Here is a 17,431-nt window from a genome sequence, read left to right as displayed (position 1 = left end):
ATTTTAATATCATTAAAATCATATAGATAAAAAATATTAGATCTCGTCACCTGTTTTCTGTTCTGCGCTATATTTAAATTTGTAATGTATGGTAAACACAGCCCAACTAAGAGTTTTCTTAATTCAAAGAGAAGCGTATGCTTATTTAAATCGAACACAGGACGTGAATTTTCGAGTTTGTTTACCTTGCAGAAATCTTTTTCTGTTATTCAATCGTCAGTACCTGCCGGGTCAGGTTTCGTAGCGGACATCAAGTCCCACAGTCAATAAGGATATGAGTATGACTACCCAAACGATGATGCAAAAACTGAATGCCCAGATGAACCTGGAGTTTTATGCTTCAAATCTGCATCTGCATTTGAGCGCCTGGTGTTCCAGAAAAAGCCTCAACGGCACTGCCACCTTCTTTCGTACTCAGGCGCAAAGTAACGTCACGCACATGATGCGTGTCTTTAACTTTTTGAAAGCCATCGGCGCCAATCCCACAGTCAAAGAGCTTGAAACGATTGAAGATAATTACTCCTCTCTGGAGGAACTGTTCCAGAAAACGCTTGAAGAGTATGAGCAACGCTGTACGAAGCTGAACAAGCTGGCCGATGAAGCCAAAGCGCAACAGGACATCATTACCCTCAAGTTTTTACGTGATATGGACAGAGAGCAGCAGCAGGATGGCATGCTGCTGAAAACGCTCGCAGACGAAATCCGCAACGCGAAACGCGCGGGGATCTGTCTGGAGCAGACGGACCGCCATCTTCTCGACATAGCTACCGTGCAACACCACTAAGTTCCTTCACCCGCTCCCGTCAGGGCTGAGAGTTCCCCACAAAATAATGCCTGCACAGACGGCCCCCTCTCCCTTGAGGGAGAGGGCTGGGGTGAGGGGGAACATACGGCTCTGGTGGTCATTCCGTTCACTTTATGTTCCTTGCTACTCTGTCACGGCATAACCGGTGAACGTGCCAGGGTGGCTCAGTCGCCACCACCCTGGCGACCCGGGCTTCCGGCGGAAAATCGCCGCTTCGCGGTACCTTCGGCTTATTCCTTCCGGCTTATCGGGGACGGGCGGAGGTAACATCCCTGTAAAGCCCGCCCTCTCGGCGCATCCCTGCGCCTCGCCCCGGCCTACAGGAAACGCCTCAGCGATTTACAGCCGGACCGAGGCATCGCTGAAAGCCTTCAGTTATTCTGAAGGCAACGTTATCGCTTTTGCTTTCAAATTACTGGGGATCCCTCAGCCCGTCAGGGAGTGGGTGCCAACTCCCTGCTTTTGCTGACATTTAACAAATCAGATCTTGCTCCCAATGAATAACCACACATCGTGTAATGATTTGTTTAATTACATTCATTAACGAGGGAGCATCATGATCACCATTGAGTTTATTGTCATTATCCTCTGCCTGCTGGTAGGTACCCGCTTCGGCGGGATGGGCCTGGGGCTGATAAGCGGCATCGGCCTGTTTATTTTGAGTTTTGTCTTTGGTCTGCAACCCGGTAAACCGCCGGTTGACGTGATGCTCACGATCCTCGCCGTCATCGGCTGCGCGGCCACACTACAAACCGCCGGTGGCCTGAACGTGATGATGCAATTCGCAGAGCGCCTGCTGCGTAAACATCCCCAGCACATCACCCTTCTCGCGCCGTTTACCACCTGGATGTTGACCTTTCTCTGCGGGACCGGCCACGTCGTCTACACTATGTTTCCCATTATCGCGGATATCGCCCTGAAAAAAGGCATTCGCCCGGAACGGCCGATGGCGGTGGCCTCGGTGGCCTCACAGATGGCGATCACCGCCTCCCCCGTTTCCGTGGCCGTCGTTTCGCTGGTCTCAATTCTGGGTGCGCAGCACGGTATCGGCCACGCGTGGGGGATCCTCGAAATACTCGCCGTTTCCGTACCGGCCTCACTGTCAGGCGTCGCCATTGCGGCACTGTGGAGCCTGCGCCGGGGGAAAAACCTCGCAGACGATCCTGAATTTCAGGAAAAGCTGAAAGATCCGAAACAGCGGGAGTTTATCTATGGGGGAACGGAGACGTTGATGGATCAGCGTTTCCCTAAACAGGCCTACTGGTCAACGTGGATCTTCTTCGCCGGGATTGCCGTTGTGGTCCTGCTGGGTGCGTTGCCCGAGTTGCGTCCGGCGTTTGAGATCAAAGGCAAAATGACGGCCCTGTCGATGAACCTTGTCATTCAAATGATGATGCTTATTGCCGGGGCCATCATGCTGATGACCTGTAAGGTTAATGCGTCGGCCATTTCAAACGGAGCGGTATTTAAGGCGGGGATGGTCGCCATCTTCTCGGTGTTTGGCGTGGCATGGATGAGCGATACCTTTTTCCAGGCGCATCTCGACGAACTGAAAATGGCACTGGAGGGGGTAGTGAAGAGTCATCCCTGGACGTATGCCATCGTGTTGTTTCTGGTGTCGAAACTGGTCAACAGCCAGGCCGCGGCCTTAACCGCAGTCGCCCCGATGGGGTTGATGTTAGGCATCGATCCGAAAATGCTGGTGGCCTTCTTCCCGGCCTCCTACGGCTACTTTGTGCTGCCCACCTATCCGAGCGATCTGGCCTGTATTGGATTCGATCGCTCCGGCACCACCCGCATCGGTAAATTCATCATCAACCACAGCTTTATTCTGCCGGGCCTGATTGGCGTCAGCTGTGCCTGCGTGGTGAGCTATCTACTGGTGCAGACGTTCTTTTGAACCTTCTGCGGGCGACAGACTCTGTCGCCCTTCGACGTAAAATCAGAAAACGGTTTCTAATTTTAAAACATCGGTTTATTTTAGTGTGACTCACCCTGCGGCGTGAAGCGCAGTTCAATCAGCGCGATTGCTTTCTGGATCGCGCGGAGCGTAACCGGGTCCGCCGCAGCAGGATGATTGGTGAAATCGATGTTTTTTAGCTGGGTCGACATCTTTTCGCGTACCTCAACCGGCGCGATAACGTCAATCACATCAAGGATTTGTTTGATAACCAGCTGGCAGGCGACGACGTCAGATACCAGTTCCTGATCGGCGCTCAGGTTTTGTGACATGGGGTTCTCCTTATTCAAAGGCCGCCATAGTAGCAAAACAGACGCCCTTCCATCTCCCTCTCGTCGTCCGCAGACATAAAAAAACCTGCCGAAGCAGGTTTTTTTATCAGAACATCGCACCCGGTGGGACGTCTTTAAACGTTGTGCAGTAGTTAGCCCACATGCTTTTCAGGATTTTGCGCAGTTTCATTATGTTGCTCCAGTAACGTGTTATGCAGGTGTTATTATCAATACGCTTATAATATGACCACCATCACAAAAATCAACCATTTTGTGACCTGCATCACGGTTAATAAACCCTCAGTGCTGCCGGTTTGTTAAAAAAAGGCACGATAAATCCGCACGTTACAGACTTATAAATTCCAGTAAATTTTTATAAAATTTTTTGAGCGGGCAGGAAGAGAATGAGTGAAAACGTATCCGGCAAAGAGAGCCGTGGATTATCGCCTGCGGCACTGCTGGTGGCCGGTGCTTTCTTTATGGAGTTTCTGGACGGGACGGTGATCGCCACCGCATTGCCGGATATGTCAAAAAGCTTCGGCGTACAGGCCGTGGATCTGAATATCGGCATCAGCGCCTACCTGATCACCCTTGCCGTGCTGATCCCCGCCAGCGGCTGGATCGCCGACCGCTTCGGCGCGCGAAAAGTATTTGCCCTCGCGCTGGCGATCTTCACGCTGGCCTCGGTATTTTGCGGCCTGTCCACCACGCTCGAGGAGTTTGTCGCAATGCGCGTCTTCCAGGGCATGGGTGGCGCGCTGATGGTGCCTGTGGGTCGCCTGGCCGTGTTACGTACAACGCCAAAGCATCAGCTCATCACGGCAATCGCCACCCTGACGTGGCCTGCGCTGGTCGCGCCGATCATCGGCCCGCCGCTGGGCGGGTTCATTACAAGCTATGCCGACTGGCGCTGGATCTTCTTTATTAACGTGCCGCTGGGGATAATCGCCATTTTGCTGGCACTGCGAATCATTCCGGACCTGCATGAAGATACACGCCGACCGTTTGATTTACCGGGTTTTGTGGTCACCACCCTTGCCATGGTGAGCCTGGTTTATGCGATGGAGTTGATGGGCGCAGAGCCTCTGCGGACAGGATTAACCGCCACGCTGTTTATCGTCGGTGTCGCCGCGTTGAGCCTGGCGCTGCGCCACTTTAAGCGGGCAACCTGGCCGATGATCAGGCTCGATGCGATGCAAGTGCCGACGTTTCGCGTCACCCTGTACGGCGGATCGCTGTTTCGCGCCTCCATCAGCGCGGTTCCGTTCCTGTTACCGCTGATGTTCCAGGTCGGCTTTGGCATGGACGCGTTCCATTCTGGCCTGCTGGTGCTGGCCGTTTTCGTAGGCAATCTCACCATTAAACCGGCAACGACGCCCCTGATCCGCAGCCTGGGGTTTAAGCGGCTGTTGCTGATTAACGGTTCACTGAATGTCCTGGCGCTGCTGGCCTGCGCCTTTCTTACGCCGCAGACTCCTGTGTGGCTCGTCATGCTGATCCTCTATCTGGGTGGCGTTTTTCGTTCGATCCAGTTTACAGCCATCAGTACGCTGGCCTTTGCGGATGTACCCTCTGCGCAGATGAGCTATGACAATACGCTGTTTTCAACCGCAACGCAGCTTGCCGTGGGACTTGGGATCACGCTCGGGGCAATTGGTATTCGTATCGGGGAAAAAGTCAGTGAGACGATGGGGATTGCCGGCATGCCGGGAATGAGCTTCCGGCTGGCATTTGTGGCGATCGCGCTGATCTGCCTGGTGGGAATGGTTGACACGCTGCGTCTGACCAAAAATGCAGGCAGCGCGGTATCATCGAAAAAGTAAGGCTCTGTGCCGGGCGGGCAACGCACCGCCCGGCAAAGGAAATCAGCCAACAATACCGCGCACGAAGGCTTCGATCTCTTTGTCCTGGCAGTTCTCGAAGAAGCACTGCTGGAAGCGCTGGCCTGAGACGGCGGTTTTAACCAGCTCAGGATCGATTGCACGCAGGGTATCCAGATAGTTTTCTTTTACCACCGCCGCTTTCACCTGGTTCAGAATACCGGCGTTACGCACCTGCGGCTCCTTACGCTCTGGTGGATAGCCTTCGCCACTGCGTCCGGTAAACGCTTTCTCAAAGATAAAGCGTACGTTCAGTTCTGCCCCCCAGCCGAAGCCCTTCGCAAACGGCAGAGAAAGCGCGTTACCGTTGTTGATTTGCGCGAACAGGAAAGCATCCGCAGGATCGATGCAGTAACCGCAAATCACACCCGGATGGATGTTCAGGGACATTAACGCGCCCTGCCCGGTACCGCAGCCGGTGACAACAAAATCAACGGCTTTTGCGTTAAGCAGAATGCTCGCCATGATGCCCAGGTGAATATAAGTGAGATGATGATCGTTCTCATCACTCATACCGACGTTATAGACCGGGAAACCTTTCTCATCAGCAACGGCTTTCAGCTCATTAAGGATGATGGGATTCTTAGCGGCCTGGCTGTTTTCCATCATCAGTGCAATTTTCATCTTGTCTCTCCTGAATGCATGGCGGGCGATCCCGCTGTGGATACCTTTTCAACTTAACCTTACTATCAAACAAACGCACTTTCAAATTAAGTGAAAACTTGTTTTAAAAAACAAAGATGCGCTCACAATTTCGCTCGGTGGCCCGGCTCTTTGTACAGTGAAAGGGCAGATCCTCCGGCTATTCCGGCCATTGCGTCCCGTCGCGTTGGTTACAATGGCGTATTTCCCGTCACGCAGAGTGAAACATGAAACGTGTAATCATAGCCGGAACGATCCTGTTGCTCGCCGGGTGCAGCATCAACCGTCAGGCAGAAGTCAGTAGTACGGATGCCCCAAACGGAATTGTGCGCCTCGACTATGGCCAGGCCATGCTGCAAAACGCCTGGTCTGATGACTATGTTAATAACGGTACGGCAACAAAGGCCTGCCAACACATGGGCTACGCCTCCGCGTCAGCCTACGGGCAGCCGATTAAAACCTGCACCCTGATCAGCGGTTCATTCTGTCTGAACGAAAGTGTGACCATTCAGTATAAATGTCAGGGATATGCCGTTACCTCTTCCAGCCAGAATCCGTGGTATTAACCGCGACTGCCAGTCACGCTGGCAGTTTATTTAATAAGAACAAAAATAATTCTCATTAATAAATATAAATGGCGGCAATGCGTTTTATTCCCATTCGTATTTTTAATAAATAAATATTTATTTTACTTTTTGCAAATAATTAAATAACAAATTATAGTGTCGCTCATCGTGAACCAGAATTAATAAACCGGAGCTGCACCATGTTAAAAACTGAAATGATCGACAAGCTCAATGCGCAAATGAATCTTGAGCTATTTTCTTCCCTGCTTTATCAGCAGATGAGCGCCTGGTGCAGCTATCACAGCTTTGAAGGGGCTGCCGCCTTCCTGCGTCGTCATGCCCAGGAAGAGATGACGCACATGCAGCGTCTGTTTGATTACCTGACGGACACCGGCAGCCTGCCGCGCATTGATAACGTGGTATCGCCTTTCGCCGAGTACGGCTCTCTTGATGAACTGTTCCGTGCCACCTATGAGCACGAACAGCTGATCACCCAGAAAATTAATGAACTGGCTCATGCCGCCATGACCAGTCAGGATTATCCAACCTTTAATTTCCTTCAGTGGTATGTGGCTGAACAGCACGAAGAAGAGAAGCTGTTTAAATCCGTGCTGGATAAATTATCTCTGGCAGGTAAATCCGGGGAAGGTCTGTACTTCATTGATAAAGAGCTGTCGACGCTCGACACGCAGAATTAATAGAAAAGCGGTGCTGAGTTTTCAGCACCGCTTTATTCAATGACGGCAAATTTTACTTTCGTGCGTGGAAAATCCGTCTGCTGCCGGAATGAATTTTCCGCGCGCCGCCAGAAACGCCACCAGCTCCGCGGCTGTCATTTCCGAAGCTGAACAGGTATGGAAACGCGCCGCTTCGCCAAAGCGGGCATGTATCGCCTCAACCAGACTCTCCTTCGTATAACGCTCACCTGACTCAATCATCATATTCAGCACGTCGTGTCCGTGAATTGACATCATTACCTCTCGCAAATAAAAAGCAGACTAAACGCTCCCTCCACGGCACGCTTTGCGCTGGCGCAGGTTCCCCCTTTCTTTTTGTAAATTAATCATTACACCCTATGTAACGGTGATTTGACGAGATGGTGCTTTTACCTTACTCTGCGCCGCAGAATGAGTCGCGGTATGGAAGCGTTGTAGAGGAAAGCGTGAAGAACAGAACTCTGGGAAGTATTTTTATCGTCGCCGGAACGACAATTGGCGCAGGAATGTTGGCCATGCCGTTGGCTGCCGCCGGCGTCGGGTTTGGGGTTACCGTAGTGCTGCTGGGCGGTCTTTGGGCCCTGATGTGTTACACCGCGCTATTATTGCTGGAGGTTTATCAGCATGTCCCTGCCGATACCGGCTTAGGCTCCCTGGCTGCACGCTATCTTGGACGCTACGGGCAGTGGGTCACCGGTTTCAGCATGATGTTCCTGATGTACGCGCTGACCGCCGCCTACATCAGCGGCGCCGGGGAGCTGATTGCGTCAAGTATCAATGACGGCTTCGGTGCGTCGCTTTCACCGGAAACAGGCGCCATTGTCTTTACGCTGATCGGTGGCGGTGTGGTTTGTGCGGGCACGTCGCTGGTCGATCTGTTTAACCGTTTTTTGTTCAGCGCCAAAATTCTCTTCCTTGTTGTGATGCTGGTGCTGCTGGCACCGCATGTGCACAAGGTTAACCTGCTCTCCCTCCCGCTGGAGAAAGGTCTGGCGCTTTCGGCCATCCCGGTGATTTTCACCTCTTTCGGTTTTCACGGCAGCGTGCCGAGCATCGTGAGTTATATGAACGGTGATATTCGCAAGCTGCGCCGCGTCTTTGTGATCGGCAGCGCCATTCCGTTGATTGCTTACCTGTTCTGGCAGCTGGTGACGCTGGGCAGTATTGATTCCACCACCTTTATCGGCCTGATGGCAGAGCATTCTGGTCTGAATGGATTCCTGGTTGCCCTGCGTAACGTGGTGGCCTCTTCACACGTGGAGCTGGCGGTACATCTGTTTGCAGACCTGGCGCTGGCAACCTCCTTCCTCGGCGTGGCGCTTGGCCTGTTTGACTATATGGCGGATCTGTTCCAGCGTCGCAATACCGTTGCCGGACGCTTACAGACGGGGGCGATGACCTTCCTGCCGCCGCTGGCCTTCGCGCTCTTTTATCCGCGCGGGTTTGTGATGGCGCTAGGGTATGCTGGCGTGGCGTTATCGGTACTGGCCCTGCTGCTGCCTTCCATGCTGGCGTGGAAGAGCCGCCAGCAACATCCGCAGCAAGGATACCGCGTGGCGGGTGGTAAGCCGCTGCTGTGCGTGGTGTTTGGTTGTGGGGTGGTGATTATTCTGGTGCAGGTGCTGATTGCAGCGGGAATGCTGCCGGAAGTGGGATAAAAAAAGGGGCTATGAATAGCCCCTTTTTTCAGTGCAGACAGCAACTCTTAAACTTCTTCCCGCTCCCGCACGGACACGGATCGTTACGTCCCACCTTCGACCCGTTCACGATCGGCTTTTTCGCTTCCGGCTGCTGCGGATTAGCCACCCAGTAGTTGTACAAACGCAGCGCCGCAGGCTGAATGCTCTCGATGCTGGCCATATACTCCTCTTCGGTCAGCGCTTCCAGCTTCTCGCTGTGCTCTTCCGTTCCGTGCAGGGCAATCACCGCCAGATCCGCTTCCAGCGCTTCCGGCAGGGATGACCAGTCCGTCAGCGCCACGCCGCGCATGTAGCCATAGCACCACTCTTCCACTACGGTATAGCTCTGACCGTCAACGTCGTTATAGCCAAACAGCGGTTCAAACTGATCCGGGTATTCGCTCAGGCGCTCGGCAATATCGTTCATGTGCTTAAAGCAGAGATCGATAAAACGGTTCATCTCACGATCGTTTTTCCAGCGCGGAATATACTTCTCACCACCCCATACCGCTACCAGCCAGGTGTCGGGCTCCACCACAACGGGACCGGAAAGTACTGCGGTAAGCATGCCGTCCAGTTCGGACACGTCAATCACGGATGCATCGTCGTGTCCGTAAGAGATTAATGTCTCTTCCAGCCACGCCATCTCGCTTTCATTTAATGGGCCTTCAGCCATTGCTGATACTCCTGATAAAAAAAACGATCCTGACATATATCGCCGCGCATGCCTATCTGAAGTTTAGGTCTTTATTGCTGCAAAAACGTGCAAATCGTGACCGTTGCACAACTTATGGGCTTTGTTGTTAAGGAGATGTGATCTCCGCTGTAAATTCATCTCATCCCGCAAAGGCGCATAAAACGGCGCTCTATACTCAACGTGTTGTGACCCGGTCAAGGGATTAACCATTCTGGCAACCTTTTTGCTTAATGTTCTGCGCGCTTCGCGGTGCGTGGGATCCTCGCCGTATTAAGCACGAGATTGCTTCTAAAGTGCATTTTGTTCTCGCTCTTGTTTTTGGATTTACGATGCCATCAGGCGTTCGGGTTTATACCTGGTGCAAAAACCTCTTTGCTAAGGAACATAATAATGTCGCTGAAATTTACCAAAACTCCCCTCTCCCTGTTGCTGGCCGGTTGTCTGGTGACGGCCTTTTCTGCACAGGCCGATATCGTGATCGGCGTGGCCGGGCCGTTCACAGGCCCGAACGCAACCTATGGCGATCAATACTGGCATGGCGCTACGCAGGCGGCGGAAGACATTAACGCCGCTGGCGGGATCAACGGTGAGAAAATCAAACTGGTTCAGGGCGATGACGCCTGCGAACCCAAACAGGCCGTTGCCGTCGCCAACCGCTTAGTCGATCAGGATAAAGTGAAAGCGGTCGTCGGCCACTTCTGCTCCTCGTCGACCATGCCCGCCTCCGAGGTCTATAGCGATGCCGGGATCCTCTCCATCACCCCCGGCTCAACGAACCCGCTTATTACCGAGCGGGGCATGAGCGATATGTTCCGCATGTGCGGACGTGACGACCAGCAGGGCCAGGTCGCCAGCGATTTTATTCTTGATAAGCTTAAAGCCAAACGGGTCGTCATCATCCACGATAAAGACACCTACGGTCAGGGGCTGGCGGACGCCACTAAAGCGGCGCTGGCGAAACGCGGCGTTAAGGAAGTGATGTACGAAGGGTTGTCCCGCGGGGAGAAAGACTTTAACGCGCTGGTGACCAAAATTGGCGCACAAAAACCAGACGTGGTGTTCTTCGGGGGCTGTCACCCGGAAGCGGGCCCGCTGGTTCGCCAGATGCGTGAACAGGGCGTGCAGGCGAAGTTCTTCTCGGGAGACTGTATCGTCAATGAAGAGATGGTCACCGCCGCCGGTGGGGCGCAGTACACCAACGGTATTTACATGACCTTCGGTAAAGACCCGCGCCTGATCCCGGACGGAAAAGCCGTCATCGAGAAATTCCGCGCCGGTAAATTTGAACCAGAAGGATACACCCTCTACGCCTATGCGTCTGTGCAGGCTATCGCAGCGGCATTCAAGGCCACGAAAGGGACGGATTCCGCAAAAGCCAGCGAGTGGCTGAAGGCCAACCCTGTCGACACGGTGATGGGTAAAAAAGCCTGGGACAGCAAAGGTGACCTCAAAGTGTCTGACTACGTGGTCTACCAGTGGGACGACAAAGGCAAATATAAAGAAGTGCCATAACGGGACGGAATCTGCTCAACGCCGGCAGGTCTGACTGTCGGCGTAACCCTTTATTCAGGTGCGCGACCATGAGTACATTCTTCCTGCAACAATTAATTAATGGCTTAACGCTGGGTTCGGTCTATGGTCTTATCGCCATCGGCTACACCATGGTGTACGGCATCATCGGTATGATCAATTTCGCCCACGGCGAAGTGTATATGATCTCCGCCTATCTCTCGGCCATTGGCCTGGCCCTGCTGGCGTTTTTTGGACTCCACTCCTTTCCGCTGCTGATCCTGGGAACCCTGGTTTTCACCATCGTGGTCACCGGCGTTTATGGCTGGACGATTGAGCGCATCGCCTATAAGCCGCTACGCAATTCGACGCGTCTGGCGCCGCTGATTTCGGCCATCGGGATGTCGTTGATACTGCAAAACTACGTCCAGCTCAGCCAGGGCCCACGGCAGCAGGGCGTACCGACCATGCTGGATGGCGTGCTGCGTTTTCACCTCGGCGAAGGGTTTGTCCAGATAACCTATACCAAAGTCTTTATTCTCATCGCCTCGTTCGCGGGCATGCTGGTGCTGACCTGGATTATCAACCGTACCCGCTTAGGGCGCATGTGCCGTGCGGTGCAGCAGGATCGTAAGATGGCCTCCATTTTGGGTATCAACACCGACAGAATTATTTCGCTGGTGTTTGTTATCGGCGCAGCCATGGCTGGGCTGGCGGGCGTGCTGATCACCATGAATTACGGCACCTTTGATTTTTACGTCGGGTTCGTTATCGGCATCAAGGCCTTTACGGCGGCGGTGCTGGGCGGCATCGGCTCTCTGCCCGGTGCGATGCTTGGCGGGCTGATTCTGGGCGTCGCAGAAGCGCAATTCTCCGGGATGGTGAACTCGGATTATAAAGACGTGTTCTCGTTTGGATTGCTGGTATTAATCCTGATCTTCCGTCCTCAGGGGCTGCTGGGCCGCCCTGTCGTGGCTAAAGTGTAAGGAACAACGCGATGACCTCTGACGGCTTTTCCCTGAAGCGCTGCATTCTGGACGCGATTTTTTCCGGAATGATCGCCCTGATTATTTTCGGCCCGATTGCGGGCGTGATACTGGATGGTTACAGCTTTACCTTTGACGGCCAGCGGCTGGCGTGGATTGTAGGCACGGTGATGGTGGGACGCTTTTTGCTGAGCGCCTTTTCAGCTACGGCGGCCGGAAGACGTTTACAGGCGCGGTTTGAATCCGACAATGCGGGGGTGTATGTCCGGCCACCGGCGTATAAAAGCCGCATGCGCTGGATCATTCCGCTGATTGTCACGCTGGCGATCTGCTTCCCGTTTGTGGCCACAAAATACGTTCTGACGGTCGCTATACTCGGACTGATCTACGTCCTGCTCGGTCTTGGGCTGAACATTGTCGTTGGCCTGGCAGGGCTGCTGGATCTGGGTTATGTCGCCTTCTATGCCATCGGCGCTTACGGGCTGGCGCTCGGGTATCAGTATCTGGGGCTTGGGTTCTGGAGCATGCTACCGCTGGCGGCGCTAATGGCTGCGGGCGCGGGCGCCCTGCTCGGCTTTCCGGTGTTGCGCATGCACGGGGATTATCTCGCCATCGTCACGCTCGGGTTTGGCGAGATCATCCGTCTGGTGCTGAACAACTGGCTTACCTTCACCGGCGGGCCTAACGGCGTTTCAGCCCCTGCCCCGACCTTTTTTGGCCTGGAGTTTGGCCGACGCGCCAAAGAAGGCGGCGTCCCTTTCCACGAGTTCTTCGGCCTGACCTATAACCCCAACATGAAGTTTATTTTCATCTATGCGGTACTTTTCCTGGTAGTCATGCTGGTGCTGTACATTAAACACCGGCTGACCCGAATGCCCATTGGACGGGCGTGGGAAGCGCTCCGTGAGGATGAGATTGCCTGCCGTTCCATGGGGCTGAATCACGTTCTGGTCAAACTCTCGGCCTTCACCCTGGGCGCATCGACGGCAGGTATCGCCGGGGTGTTTTTTGCCACCTGGCAGGGGTTTGTTAACCCCACCTCTTTCACCTTTTTTGAATCGGCCCTCATCCTCGCGATTGTGGTCCTGGGCGGGATGGGCTCCACCGTCGGCGTCGTACTGGCCGCCTTTGTGCTGACCGTCACGCCGGAACTGCTGCGCAGCTTTGCGGAATACCGAGTGCTGCTGTTTGGCATGATGATGGTGGTGATGATGATCTGGCGTCCTCGCGGTCTGATCCGCATCAACCGCAGCGGATTTGCCGTGCGTAAAGGAGTGGCGCCATGAACGCAACGATTTTGCGTGTAGAACATCTGATGATGCACTTCGGCGGGATCAAGGCCTTAAACGACGTCAATCTTGAGGTGCAGCGCGGCTCTATTACTGCACTCATTGGGCCTAACGGCGCGGGAAAAACAACCGTCTTTAACTGCCTGACCGGTTTCTACCGGGCCTCCGGCGGCAACATTCTGTTCAATGCACGAAATAAAACTACCAATGTCATTCAGGTGCTCGGCCAGAAACTCCAGCCGGGCGACTGGCTCAGCCCGGCGCAGCTTGGTCAACGCCTGTTCTATAAGATGTTTGGCGGCACGCATTTGGTGAACCGCGCGGGTCTTGCGCGCACGTTTCAGAACATCCGCCTGTTCCGCGAGATGTCCGTTGTGGAAAACCTGCTGGTGGCACAGCACATGCGCGTCAACCGCAATCTGCTGGCGGGGGTGCTGAACACCCCTGCGTATCGTCGGGCAGAGAACGAGGCGCTGGACCGGGCGTTTTACTGGCTGGAGGTGGTGGATCTGGTAGATTGCGCGAACCGTCTGGCCGGGGAAATGTCCTATGGCCAGCAACGACGCCTCGAAATCGCCCGCGCCATGTGCACCGGCCCGGAGATGATTTGTCTCGATGAACCTGCTGCCGGCCTGAACCCGGTGGAGACGCACAAGCTGAGCGAGATCATCCGGTTCCTGCGCGACCACCACGACATCACGGTTTTGCTGATCGAGCATGATATGGGGATGGTGATGGGCATTTCAGATGACATCATTGTGCTCGATCACGGCGATGTGATTGCCAGAGGTAAACCGGCTGAGATCCAGCACAATGAAAAAGTGATTGCCGCGTATCTGGGCACCGACGAAAGCGAGGTAAATCTGTGAGCGCACCGATGCTTCAATTTCATAATGTGGACGTTTTTTACGGGGTGATCCAGGCGTTGAAGCAGGTTTCACTTGAGGTAAACAAAGGGGAAACCGTGGCCCTGATTGGCGCTAACGGCGCGGGGAAGTCAACATTACTGATGTCTGTCTTTGGTCAGCCCCGGATCCGCAACGGCCAGATCCTCTTCTGCGGCGAGGATATCAGCCACAAATCCACCCACTATGTTGCCACCGGCGGCATCGCGCAGGCACCTGAGGGACGACGCATTTTCCCGGATATGTCTGTAGAAGAGAACCTGCTGATGGGGACAATCCCCGTCGGCAATCAGCATGCAGCTGAAGATATGCAAAGCATGTTCGACCTCTTCCCTCGCCTCAAGGAGCGGCGTAACCAGCGGGCGATGACGCTCTCCGGCGGTGAACAGCAGATGCTGGCTATTGCCCGGGCGCTGATGAGCCGTCCTAAACTTCTGCTGCTGGATGAACCCAGCCTCGGCCTCGCACCAATCATGGTTAAACAGATCTTCCAGACGCTGCGCGAACTGGCCCGTAACGGAATGACGATTTTTCTGGTCGAGCAGAATGCCCACCACGCGCTGAAGTTGTCCGACCGCGGCTATGTGATGGTTAACGGGCAGATTCGGTTAAGCGGCAGCGGCGAGGCGTTGCTGAAGGATCCGGAGGTGAGGAAGGCGTACCTGGGCGGCGTGTGAAGCCTGGAGGCTATAGTGAGAAAAACTCACAGTGATTGCCATTATTAATCGTTTTTCTGATGCGACCGCATTCAAATATCATCTTTACGACCCGCCTTTGCGCGGGTCGATAAAACGTTCAGCCGCAAACTGAATAATAATGATAAGAGGATCCGGGGCAAATATGACACTTGATGCGTTATATCAGTTAATGAAAACTGTATTACCACCTGACACCAATTCAGCCGATGATTTACAGGATTTTATGGCCATGCTTATGGCGACGAAACATCACTCAGAGGCTCTGTCACCGTTTTCGCAGCGCGTATACATGCTGTCCGTTGCCCATCGCGACCCTAAGCAAGCGGCTGCGCTGATTTCAGCCTGTCATCCTGAAGCAGGAAAGCCCCTTCCGCTGCTCGACTTCTCCGGCTGGCCGCACGTGCGCTACGCCACGTCGGGTGAATTACAGACGCCTGAGACTGAAGAATATTTTCACAGGATTTCGTCTGCCGCCACGATATTACGCGGTGCAATTATTGACGCTGAGCAGCAGAAAAACACGCCAGCATTTTATATTCTGGATAAGGTACTCAGCCTGAACAGCGCTTTGCCAGAACGCTATAAAAAGATGGCAAACATCTCTTACTCATAACGGTATTAATAAACCCGGCTTTCATCGTATTCCAGGTAATCGATATCCAGAGCCGGAACGACCGGGGTATGGTTTTGCAGCCAGCCCAGAAGGTGCTGGATGCTCTCTCTTTTGAGCGAATTTTTTGGCCAGACGAGGTAGTAACCATCTCCCGTCGCGATAGCTTCCCTGAACGGCAGGCCCAGCAGGCCGCTTTTCAGGGCATCAAGCGTGAGATGCAGGTCGGCGATAGCGATGCCGTGCCCGTTCATCGCGGCGATACTTCCCTGTTCAAGGGTATCAAACACCATGCCGCTGCTCATATCGAGCCCCGGAAACAATCCTGTTCTTCGCAGCCAGCGCCGCCAGTCACGTCTGTCCGGTGAAGGATGAATCAAATCGCATTGCGAAAGCTGCTGCCGGGCCGGTTCGATAAGCGATGGGGTGCAAACCGGGATAAGCCATTCATGAAAAAGCAGCTGGCTTTCCGTTGTCTCACCAAAACGGCCATTACCGAGAAGGATGGCGCAGTCGTATGGCTCAAGATTGAAATCAACGGTGTCAATGTCCATCCAGACGCTGGCAATCTCCACCTGCGGTTTTGGATGGTTGTTGCGAAAAGATCGCAGCACGTCGAGAAGCCATCTCATGGTCAGGGTGCTGGGTGTTTTTAACCGCAGCAGATGGTTTTCACTGCGAAATGCCCGGCAGGCCCATTCAATGCTCGTGAAGCTTTCGTTCAGTTGCCCGGCAAGCACTCGCCCGGCTTCAGTGACCTCAACGCGAGGACCTTGCCTTTTGAAAAGCTCGCAGTCGAACCACAGTTCAAGGGTACGAACATGTCTGCTGACCGCGCCCGGCGTAATATTGAGCGTTTCAGCGGCTTTACTGAATGAGTTCAACCGCGCAGCAACTTCAAACGCACGCAGTGCATACAATGGCGGTAAAGACATAGCGTCCCTTAAATGAGGTGATGGCATGGGGAATCAGGATCGCAAACCTGCAAATCTTCACACTGCAAATCGCGCCCGCTACACGATAGCATAATGGGTATCTGTTTAATTTCGTTGAAAAGGATCGTTGTTTTATTACGTGAGGGTCAGAAATGAAGGTTGTTGATTAGCAGAATGGCAGGCACAAAAAAACCACCTTTCGGTGGTTTCACGACACTGCTTATTGCTTTGATTATTCTGCTTTTTCCCATGGTAGCCGGAGTGGGACTTGAACCCACACAGCGCGAACGCCGAGGGATTTTAAATCCCTTGTGTCTACCGATTCCACCATCCGGCCAGGGAAGAAAGTGGAGGCGCGTTCCGGAGTCGAACCGGACTAGACGGATTTGCAATCCGCTACATAACCGCTTTGCTAACGCGCCTTAAATCTTTTGTCTTTCGACCTGCACCCGCAAACTGCCGATGCATTAATCTGGAGCGGGAAACGAGACTCGAACTCGCGACCCCGACCTTGGCAAGGTCGTGCTCTACCAACTGAGCTATTCCCGCATGTTATCAAGTAACTATTTAACGACTTGCTAAGCACTTGATTTCATTATCGTCCGGCTTACTGTGCCGCCGTTCGATGCGTTGCATTCTACTGATATGACGTTATGAGTCAACGTTATTTTTTGCATCTCAGGATCGTTTGCTGAAAATTAAGCCGAAACGATCACTGTTCAAGCAAATCACCGCGCGCAGCGTTCAAATATTGCAGCATTGACCACAATGTCAGCACCGCCGCAACCCATAGCAGACCAATGCCGGCCCACTCTACCCAGGCATTCGGACGCCACAGCATCCACACCAGCGCCGCCATCTGCGCAGTGGTTTTAACTTTACCGATCCAGGACACCGCCACGCTGCTGCGTTTACCCAGCTCCGCCATCCACTCGCGCAGGGCAGAGATAATAATCTCACGGCCAATCATGGTCGCGGCAGGCAGCGTCACCCACCAGGTATGATAATGTTCCGCCACCAGCACCATCGCGATTGCCACCATCACCTTATCCGCAACCGGATCGAGGAACGCGCCAAAGCGGGTACTCTGGTTCCAGCGACGCGCCAGATAACCGTCAAACCAGTCCGTCACGGCGGCAATCAGGAAAATAAGCGCACAGGCAAAAGGCGCCCAGACGACCGGCAGGTAAAATGCCAGGACGAAGAACGGAATGAGCACAACGCGAAAGAGAGTAAGCAACGTAGGGATATTAAATCGCATGATGACGGTAACTGTCTGTTG

At 53.8% G+C, this 17,431-nt stretch carries 19 protein-coding genes and 3 tRNA genes; 12 read left to right on the top strand and 10 right to left on the bottom strand.

All coding sequences use genetic code 11. The annotated features are described in order from the left end of the window. The first annotated feature begins 280 nt into the window (after positions 1-280). Together C3451_RS10475 and C3451_RS10470 are read left to right on the top strand one after the other, a co-directional pair. Positions 281-784: a non-heme ferritin-like protein gene (locus tag C3451_RS10475; protein WP_022648520.1), complete on the top strand. Its 504-nt coding sequence runs from the start codon at positions 281-283 to the stop codon at positions 782-784. 577 nt (positions 785-1,361) lie between these two features. Next, positions 1,362-2,705 (top strand): anaerobic C4-dicarboxylate transporter, encoded by a 1,344-nt coding sequence (locus C3451_RS10470; RefSeq protein ID WP_022648521.1) that lies wholly within the window; start codon positions 1,362-1,364, stop codon positions 2,703-2,705. A gap of 80 nt (positions 2,706-2,785) precedes the next feature. On the opposite strand, the gene C3451_RS10465 is transcribed toward C3451_RS10470, so the two are convergent. Continuing rightward, positions 2,786-3,037 (bottom strand): DUF2766 family protein, encoded by a 252-nt coding sequence (locus tag C3451_RS10465; RefSeq protein WP_003859683.1) that lies wholly within the window; start codon positions 3,035-3,037, stop codon positions 2,786-2,788. Between the two features lie 106 nt (positions 3,038-3,143). Next, positions 3,144-3,227, bottom strand: coding sequence for a stress response protein AzuC (gene azuC, locus C3451_RS10460; protein ID WP_003859682.1), 84 nt, complete (start codon positions 3,225-3,227; stop codon positions 3,144-3,146). 214 nt (positions 3,228-3,441) lie between these two features. On the opposite strand from azuC, the gene C3451_RS10455 reads away from it, so the two are divergent. After that, on the top strand, positions 3,442-4,860 hold the full coding sequence (locus tag C3451_RS10455; RefSeq protein ID WP_045622432.1) for an MFS transporter: 1,419 nt from the start codon (positions 3,442-3,444) through the stop codon (positions 4,858-4,860). A gap of 42 nt (positions 4,861-4,902) precedes the next feature. On the opposite strand, the gene C3451_RS10450 is transcribed toward C3451_RS10455, so the two are convergent. Then, positions 4,903-5,541, bottom strand: coding sequence for an RpiB/LacA/LacB family sugar-phosphate isomerase (locus C3451_RS10450; RefSeq protein ID WP_045622430.1), 639 nt, complete (start codon positions 5,539-5,541; stop codon positions 4,903-4,905). A 245-nt stretch (positions 5,542-5,786) separates the two neighbouring features. Here C3451_RS10450 and yecR point away from each other — a divergent pair, with 245 nt between their 5' ends. After that, complete coding sequence (gene yecR / locus C3451_RS10445; RefSeq protein WP_045622428.1) at positions 5,787-6,125, top strand: YecR family lipoprotein; 339 nt, start codon at positions 5,787-5,789, stop codon at positions 6,123-6,125. A 200-nt stretch (positions 6,126-6,325) separates the two neighbouring features. Continuing rightward, positions 6,326-6,823, top strand: coding sequence for a non-heme ferritin (gene ftnA / locus C3451_RS10440; protein WP_022648525.1), 498 nt, complete (start codon positions 6,326-6,328; stop codon positions 6,821-6,823). Positions 6,824-6,859: 36 nt separating this feature from the next. Here ftnA and C3451_RS10435 read toward each other — a convergent pair whose 3' ends face one another. Next, positions 6,860-7,099, bottom strand: coding sequence for a YecH family metal-binding protein (locus tag C3451_RS10435; RefSeq protein ID WP_032622412.1), 240 nt, complete (start codon positions 7,097-7,099; stop codon positions 6,860-6,862). Positions 7,100-7,347: 248 nt separating this feature from the next. Between C3451_RS10435 and tyrP the strand changes: the two genes are divergently transcribed. Continuing rightward, entirely contained in the window at positions 7,348-8,499 is a 1,152-nt protein-coding gene (gene tyrP / locus C3451_RS10430; RefSeq protein ID WP_233161231.1) for a tyrosine transporter TyrP, read from the top strand. 28 nt (positions 8,500-8,527) lie between these two features. Here the strand turns inward: tyrP and C3451_RS10425 are convergent, their stop codons facing one another. Next, on the bottom strand, positions 8,528-9,196 hold the full coding sequence (locus C3451_RS10425; protein WP_038416285.1) for a YecA family protein: 669 nt from the start codon (positions 9,194-9,196) through the stop codon (positions 8,528-8,530). Between the two features lie 411 nt (positions 9,197-9,607). Here C3451_RS10425 and C3451_RS10420 point away from each other — a divergent pair, with 411 nt between their 5' ends. The 6 genes from C3451_RS10420 to C3451_RS10395 all read left to right on the top strand — a co-directional run bounded on the left by C3451_RS10420 (position 9,608) and on the right by C3451_RS10395 (position 15,217). Beyond that, positions 9,608-10,729, top strand: a complete 1,122-nt coding sequence (locus C3451_RS10420) for a branched-chain amino acid ABC transporter substrate-binding protein (protein WP_023300472.1) — start codon at positions 9,608-9,610, stop codon at positions 10,727-10,729. 68 nt (positions 10,730-10,797) lie between these two features. Next, positions 10,798-11,712 (top strand): branched-chain amino acid ABC transporter permease, encoded by a 915-nt coding sequence (locus C3451_RS10415; protein WP_003859667.1) that lies wholly within the window; start codon positions 10,798-10,800, stop codon positions 11,710-11,712. Between the two features lie 11 nt (positions 11,713-11,723). Continuing rightward, the gene (livM, locus tag C3451_RS10410) at positions 11,724-12,998 is read left to right on the top strand and encodes a high-affinity branched-chain amino acid ABC transporter permease LivM (protein ID WP_063139414.1); all 1,275 of its coding nucleotides are present in this window, start codon (positions 11,724-11,726) and stop codon (positions 12,996-12,998) included. Further along, positions 12,995-13,870 (top strand): ATP-binding cassette domain-containing protein, encoded by an 876-nt coding sequence (locus C3451_RS10405; protein ID WP_023306508.1) that lies wholly within the window; start codon positions 12,995-12,997, stop codon positions 13,868-13,870. Before livM ends, C3451_RS10405 begins: the two co-directional genes overlap by 4 nt. After that, positions 13,867-14,583: an ABC transporter ATP-binding protein gene (locus C3451_RS10400; protein WP_045622427.1), complete on the top strand. Its 717-nt coding sequence runs from the start codon at positions 13,867-13,869 to the stop codon at positions 14,581-14,583. Before C3451_RS10405 ends, C3451_RS10400 begins: the two co-directional genes overlap by 4 nt. Before the next feature lie 163 nt (positions 14,584-14,746). Next, on the top strand, positions 14,747-15,217 hold the full coding sequence (locus C3451_RS10395) for a hypothetical protein (protein ID WP_045622426.1): 471 nt from the start codon (positions 14,747-14,749) through the stop codon (positions 15,215-15,217). 5 nt (positions 15,218-15,222) lie between these two features. On the opposite strand, the gene C3451_RS10390 is transcribed toward C3451_RS10395, so the two are convergent. The 5 genes from C3451_RS10390 to pgsA form a co-directional block, all read right to left on the bottom strand. After that, entirely contained in the window at positions 15,223-16,149 is a 927-nt protein-coding gene (locus tag C3451_RS10390) for a LysR substrate-binding domain-containing protein (RefSeq protein WP_032624025.1), read from the bottom strand. A gap of 250 nt (positions 16,150-16,399) precedes the next feature. Beyond that, positions 16,400-16,486, bottom strand: a tRNA-Leu gene (locus C3451_RS10385). A gap of 11 nt (positions 16,487-16,497) precedes the next feature. Beyond that, positions 16,498-16,571, bottom strand: a tRNA-Cys gene (locus C3451_RS10380). Between the two features lie 51 nt (positions 16,572-16,622). Then, positions 16,623-16,698, bottom strand: a tRNA-Gly gene (locus tag C3451_RS10375). Positions 16,699-16,861: 163 nt separating this feature from the next. Continuing rightward, on the bottom strand, positions 16,862-17,410 hold the full coding sequence (pgsA, locus tag C3451_RS10370; RefSeq protein WP_003859652.1) for a CDP-diacylglycerol--glycerol-3-phosphate 3-phosphatidyltransferase: 549 nt from the start codon (positions 17,408-17,410) through the stop codon (positions 16,862-16,864). Between the last annotated feature and the right edge of the window lie 21 nt (positions 17,411-17,431).

Origin of the sequence: Enterobacter sp. 301B, assembly GCF_003850715.1 — a bacterium.
GTDB lineage: Bacteria > Pseudomonadota > Gammaproteobacteria > Enterobacterales > Enterobacteriaceae > Enterobacter > Enterobacter intestinihominis.
This window is presented reverse-complemented; position numbering and strand designations above follow the sequence as displayed.

What these genes read in the sequence shown, in the direction of transcription:
- C3451_RS10475 (WP_022648520.1), top strand. Translation starts at nt 281, where the DNA reads ATGACTACCCAAACGATGATGCAAAAACTGAATGCCCAGATGAACCTG.
- C3451_RS10470 (WP_022648521.1), top strand. Translation starts at nt 1,362, where the DNA reads ATGATCACCATTGAGTTTATTGTCATTATCCTCTGCCTGCTGGTAGGT.
- C3451_RS10465 (WP_003859683.1), bottom strand. Translation starts at nt 3,037, where the DNA reads ATGTCACAAAACCTGAGCGCCGATCAGGAACTGGTATCTGACGTCGTC.
- azuC (WP_003859682.1), bottom strand. Translation starts at nt 3,227, where the DNA reads ATGAAACTGCGCAAAATCCTGAAAAGCATGTGGGCTAACTACTGCACA.
- C3451_RS10455 (WP_045622432.1), top strand. Translation starts at nt 3,442, where the DNA reads ATGAGTGAAAACGTATCCGGCAAAGAGAGCCGTGGATTATCGCCTGCG.
- C3451_RS10450 (WP_045622430.1), bottom strand. Translation starts at nt 5,541, where the DNA reads ATGAAAATTGCACTGATGATGGAAAACAGCCAGGCCGCTAAGAATCCC.
- yecR (WP_045622428.1), top strand. Translation starts at nt 5,787, where the DNA reads ATGAAACGTGTAATCATAGCCGGAACGATCCTGTTGCTCGCCGGGTGC.
- ftnA (WP_022648525.1), top strand. Translation starts at nt 6,326, where the DNA reads ATGTTAAAAACTGAAATGATCGACAAGCTCAATGCGCAAATGAATCTT.
- C3451_RS10435 (WP_032622412.1), bottom strand. Translation starts at nt 7,099, where the DNA reads ATGATGTCAATTCACGGACACGACGTGCTGAATATGATGATTGAGTCA.
- tyrP (WP_233161231.1), top strand. Translation starts at nt 7,348, where the DNA reads ATGTTGGCCATGCCGTTGGCTGCCGCCGGCGTCGGGTTTGGGGTTACC.
- C3451_RS10425 (WP_038416285.1), bottom strand. Translation starts at nt 9,196, where the DNA reads ATGGCTGAAGGCCCATTAAATGAAAGCGAGATGGCGTGGCTGGAAGAG.
- C3451_RS10420 (WP_023300472.1), top strand. Translation starts at nt 9,608, where the DNA reads ATGTCGCTGAAATTTACCAAAACTCCCCTCTCCCTGTTGCTGGCCGGT.
- C3451_RS10415 (WP_003859667.1), top strand. Translation starts at nt 10,798, where the DNA reads ATGAGTACATTCTTCCTGCAACAATTAATTAATGGCTTAACGCTGGGT.
- livM (WP_063139414.1), top strand. Translation starts at nt 11,724, where the DNA reads ATGACCTCTGACGGCTTTTCCCTGAAGCGCTGCATTCTGGACGCGATT.
- C3451_RS10405 (WP_023306508.1), top strand. Translation starts at nt 12,995, where the DNA reads ATGAACGCAACGATTTTGCGTGTAGAACATCTGATGATGCACTTCGGC.
- C3451_RS10395 (WP_045622426.1), top strand. Translation starts at nt 14,747, where the DNA reads ATGACACTTGATGCGTTATATCAGTTAATGAAAACTGTATTACCACCT.
- C3451_RS10390 (WP_032624025.1), bottom strand. Translation starts at nt 16,149, where the DNA reads ATGTCTTTACCGCCATTGTATGCACTGCGTGCGTTTGAAGTTGCTGCG.
- pgsA (WP_003859652.1), bottom strand. Translation starts at nt 17,410, where the DNA reads ATGCGATTTAATATCCCTACGTTGCTTACTCTCTTTCGCGTTGTGCTC.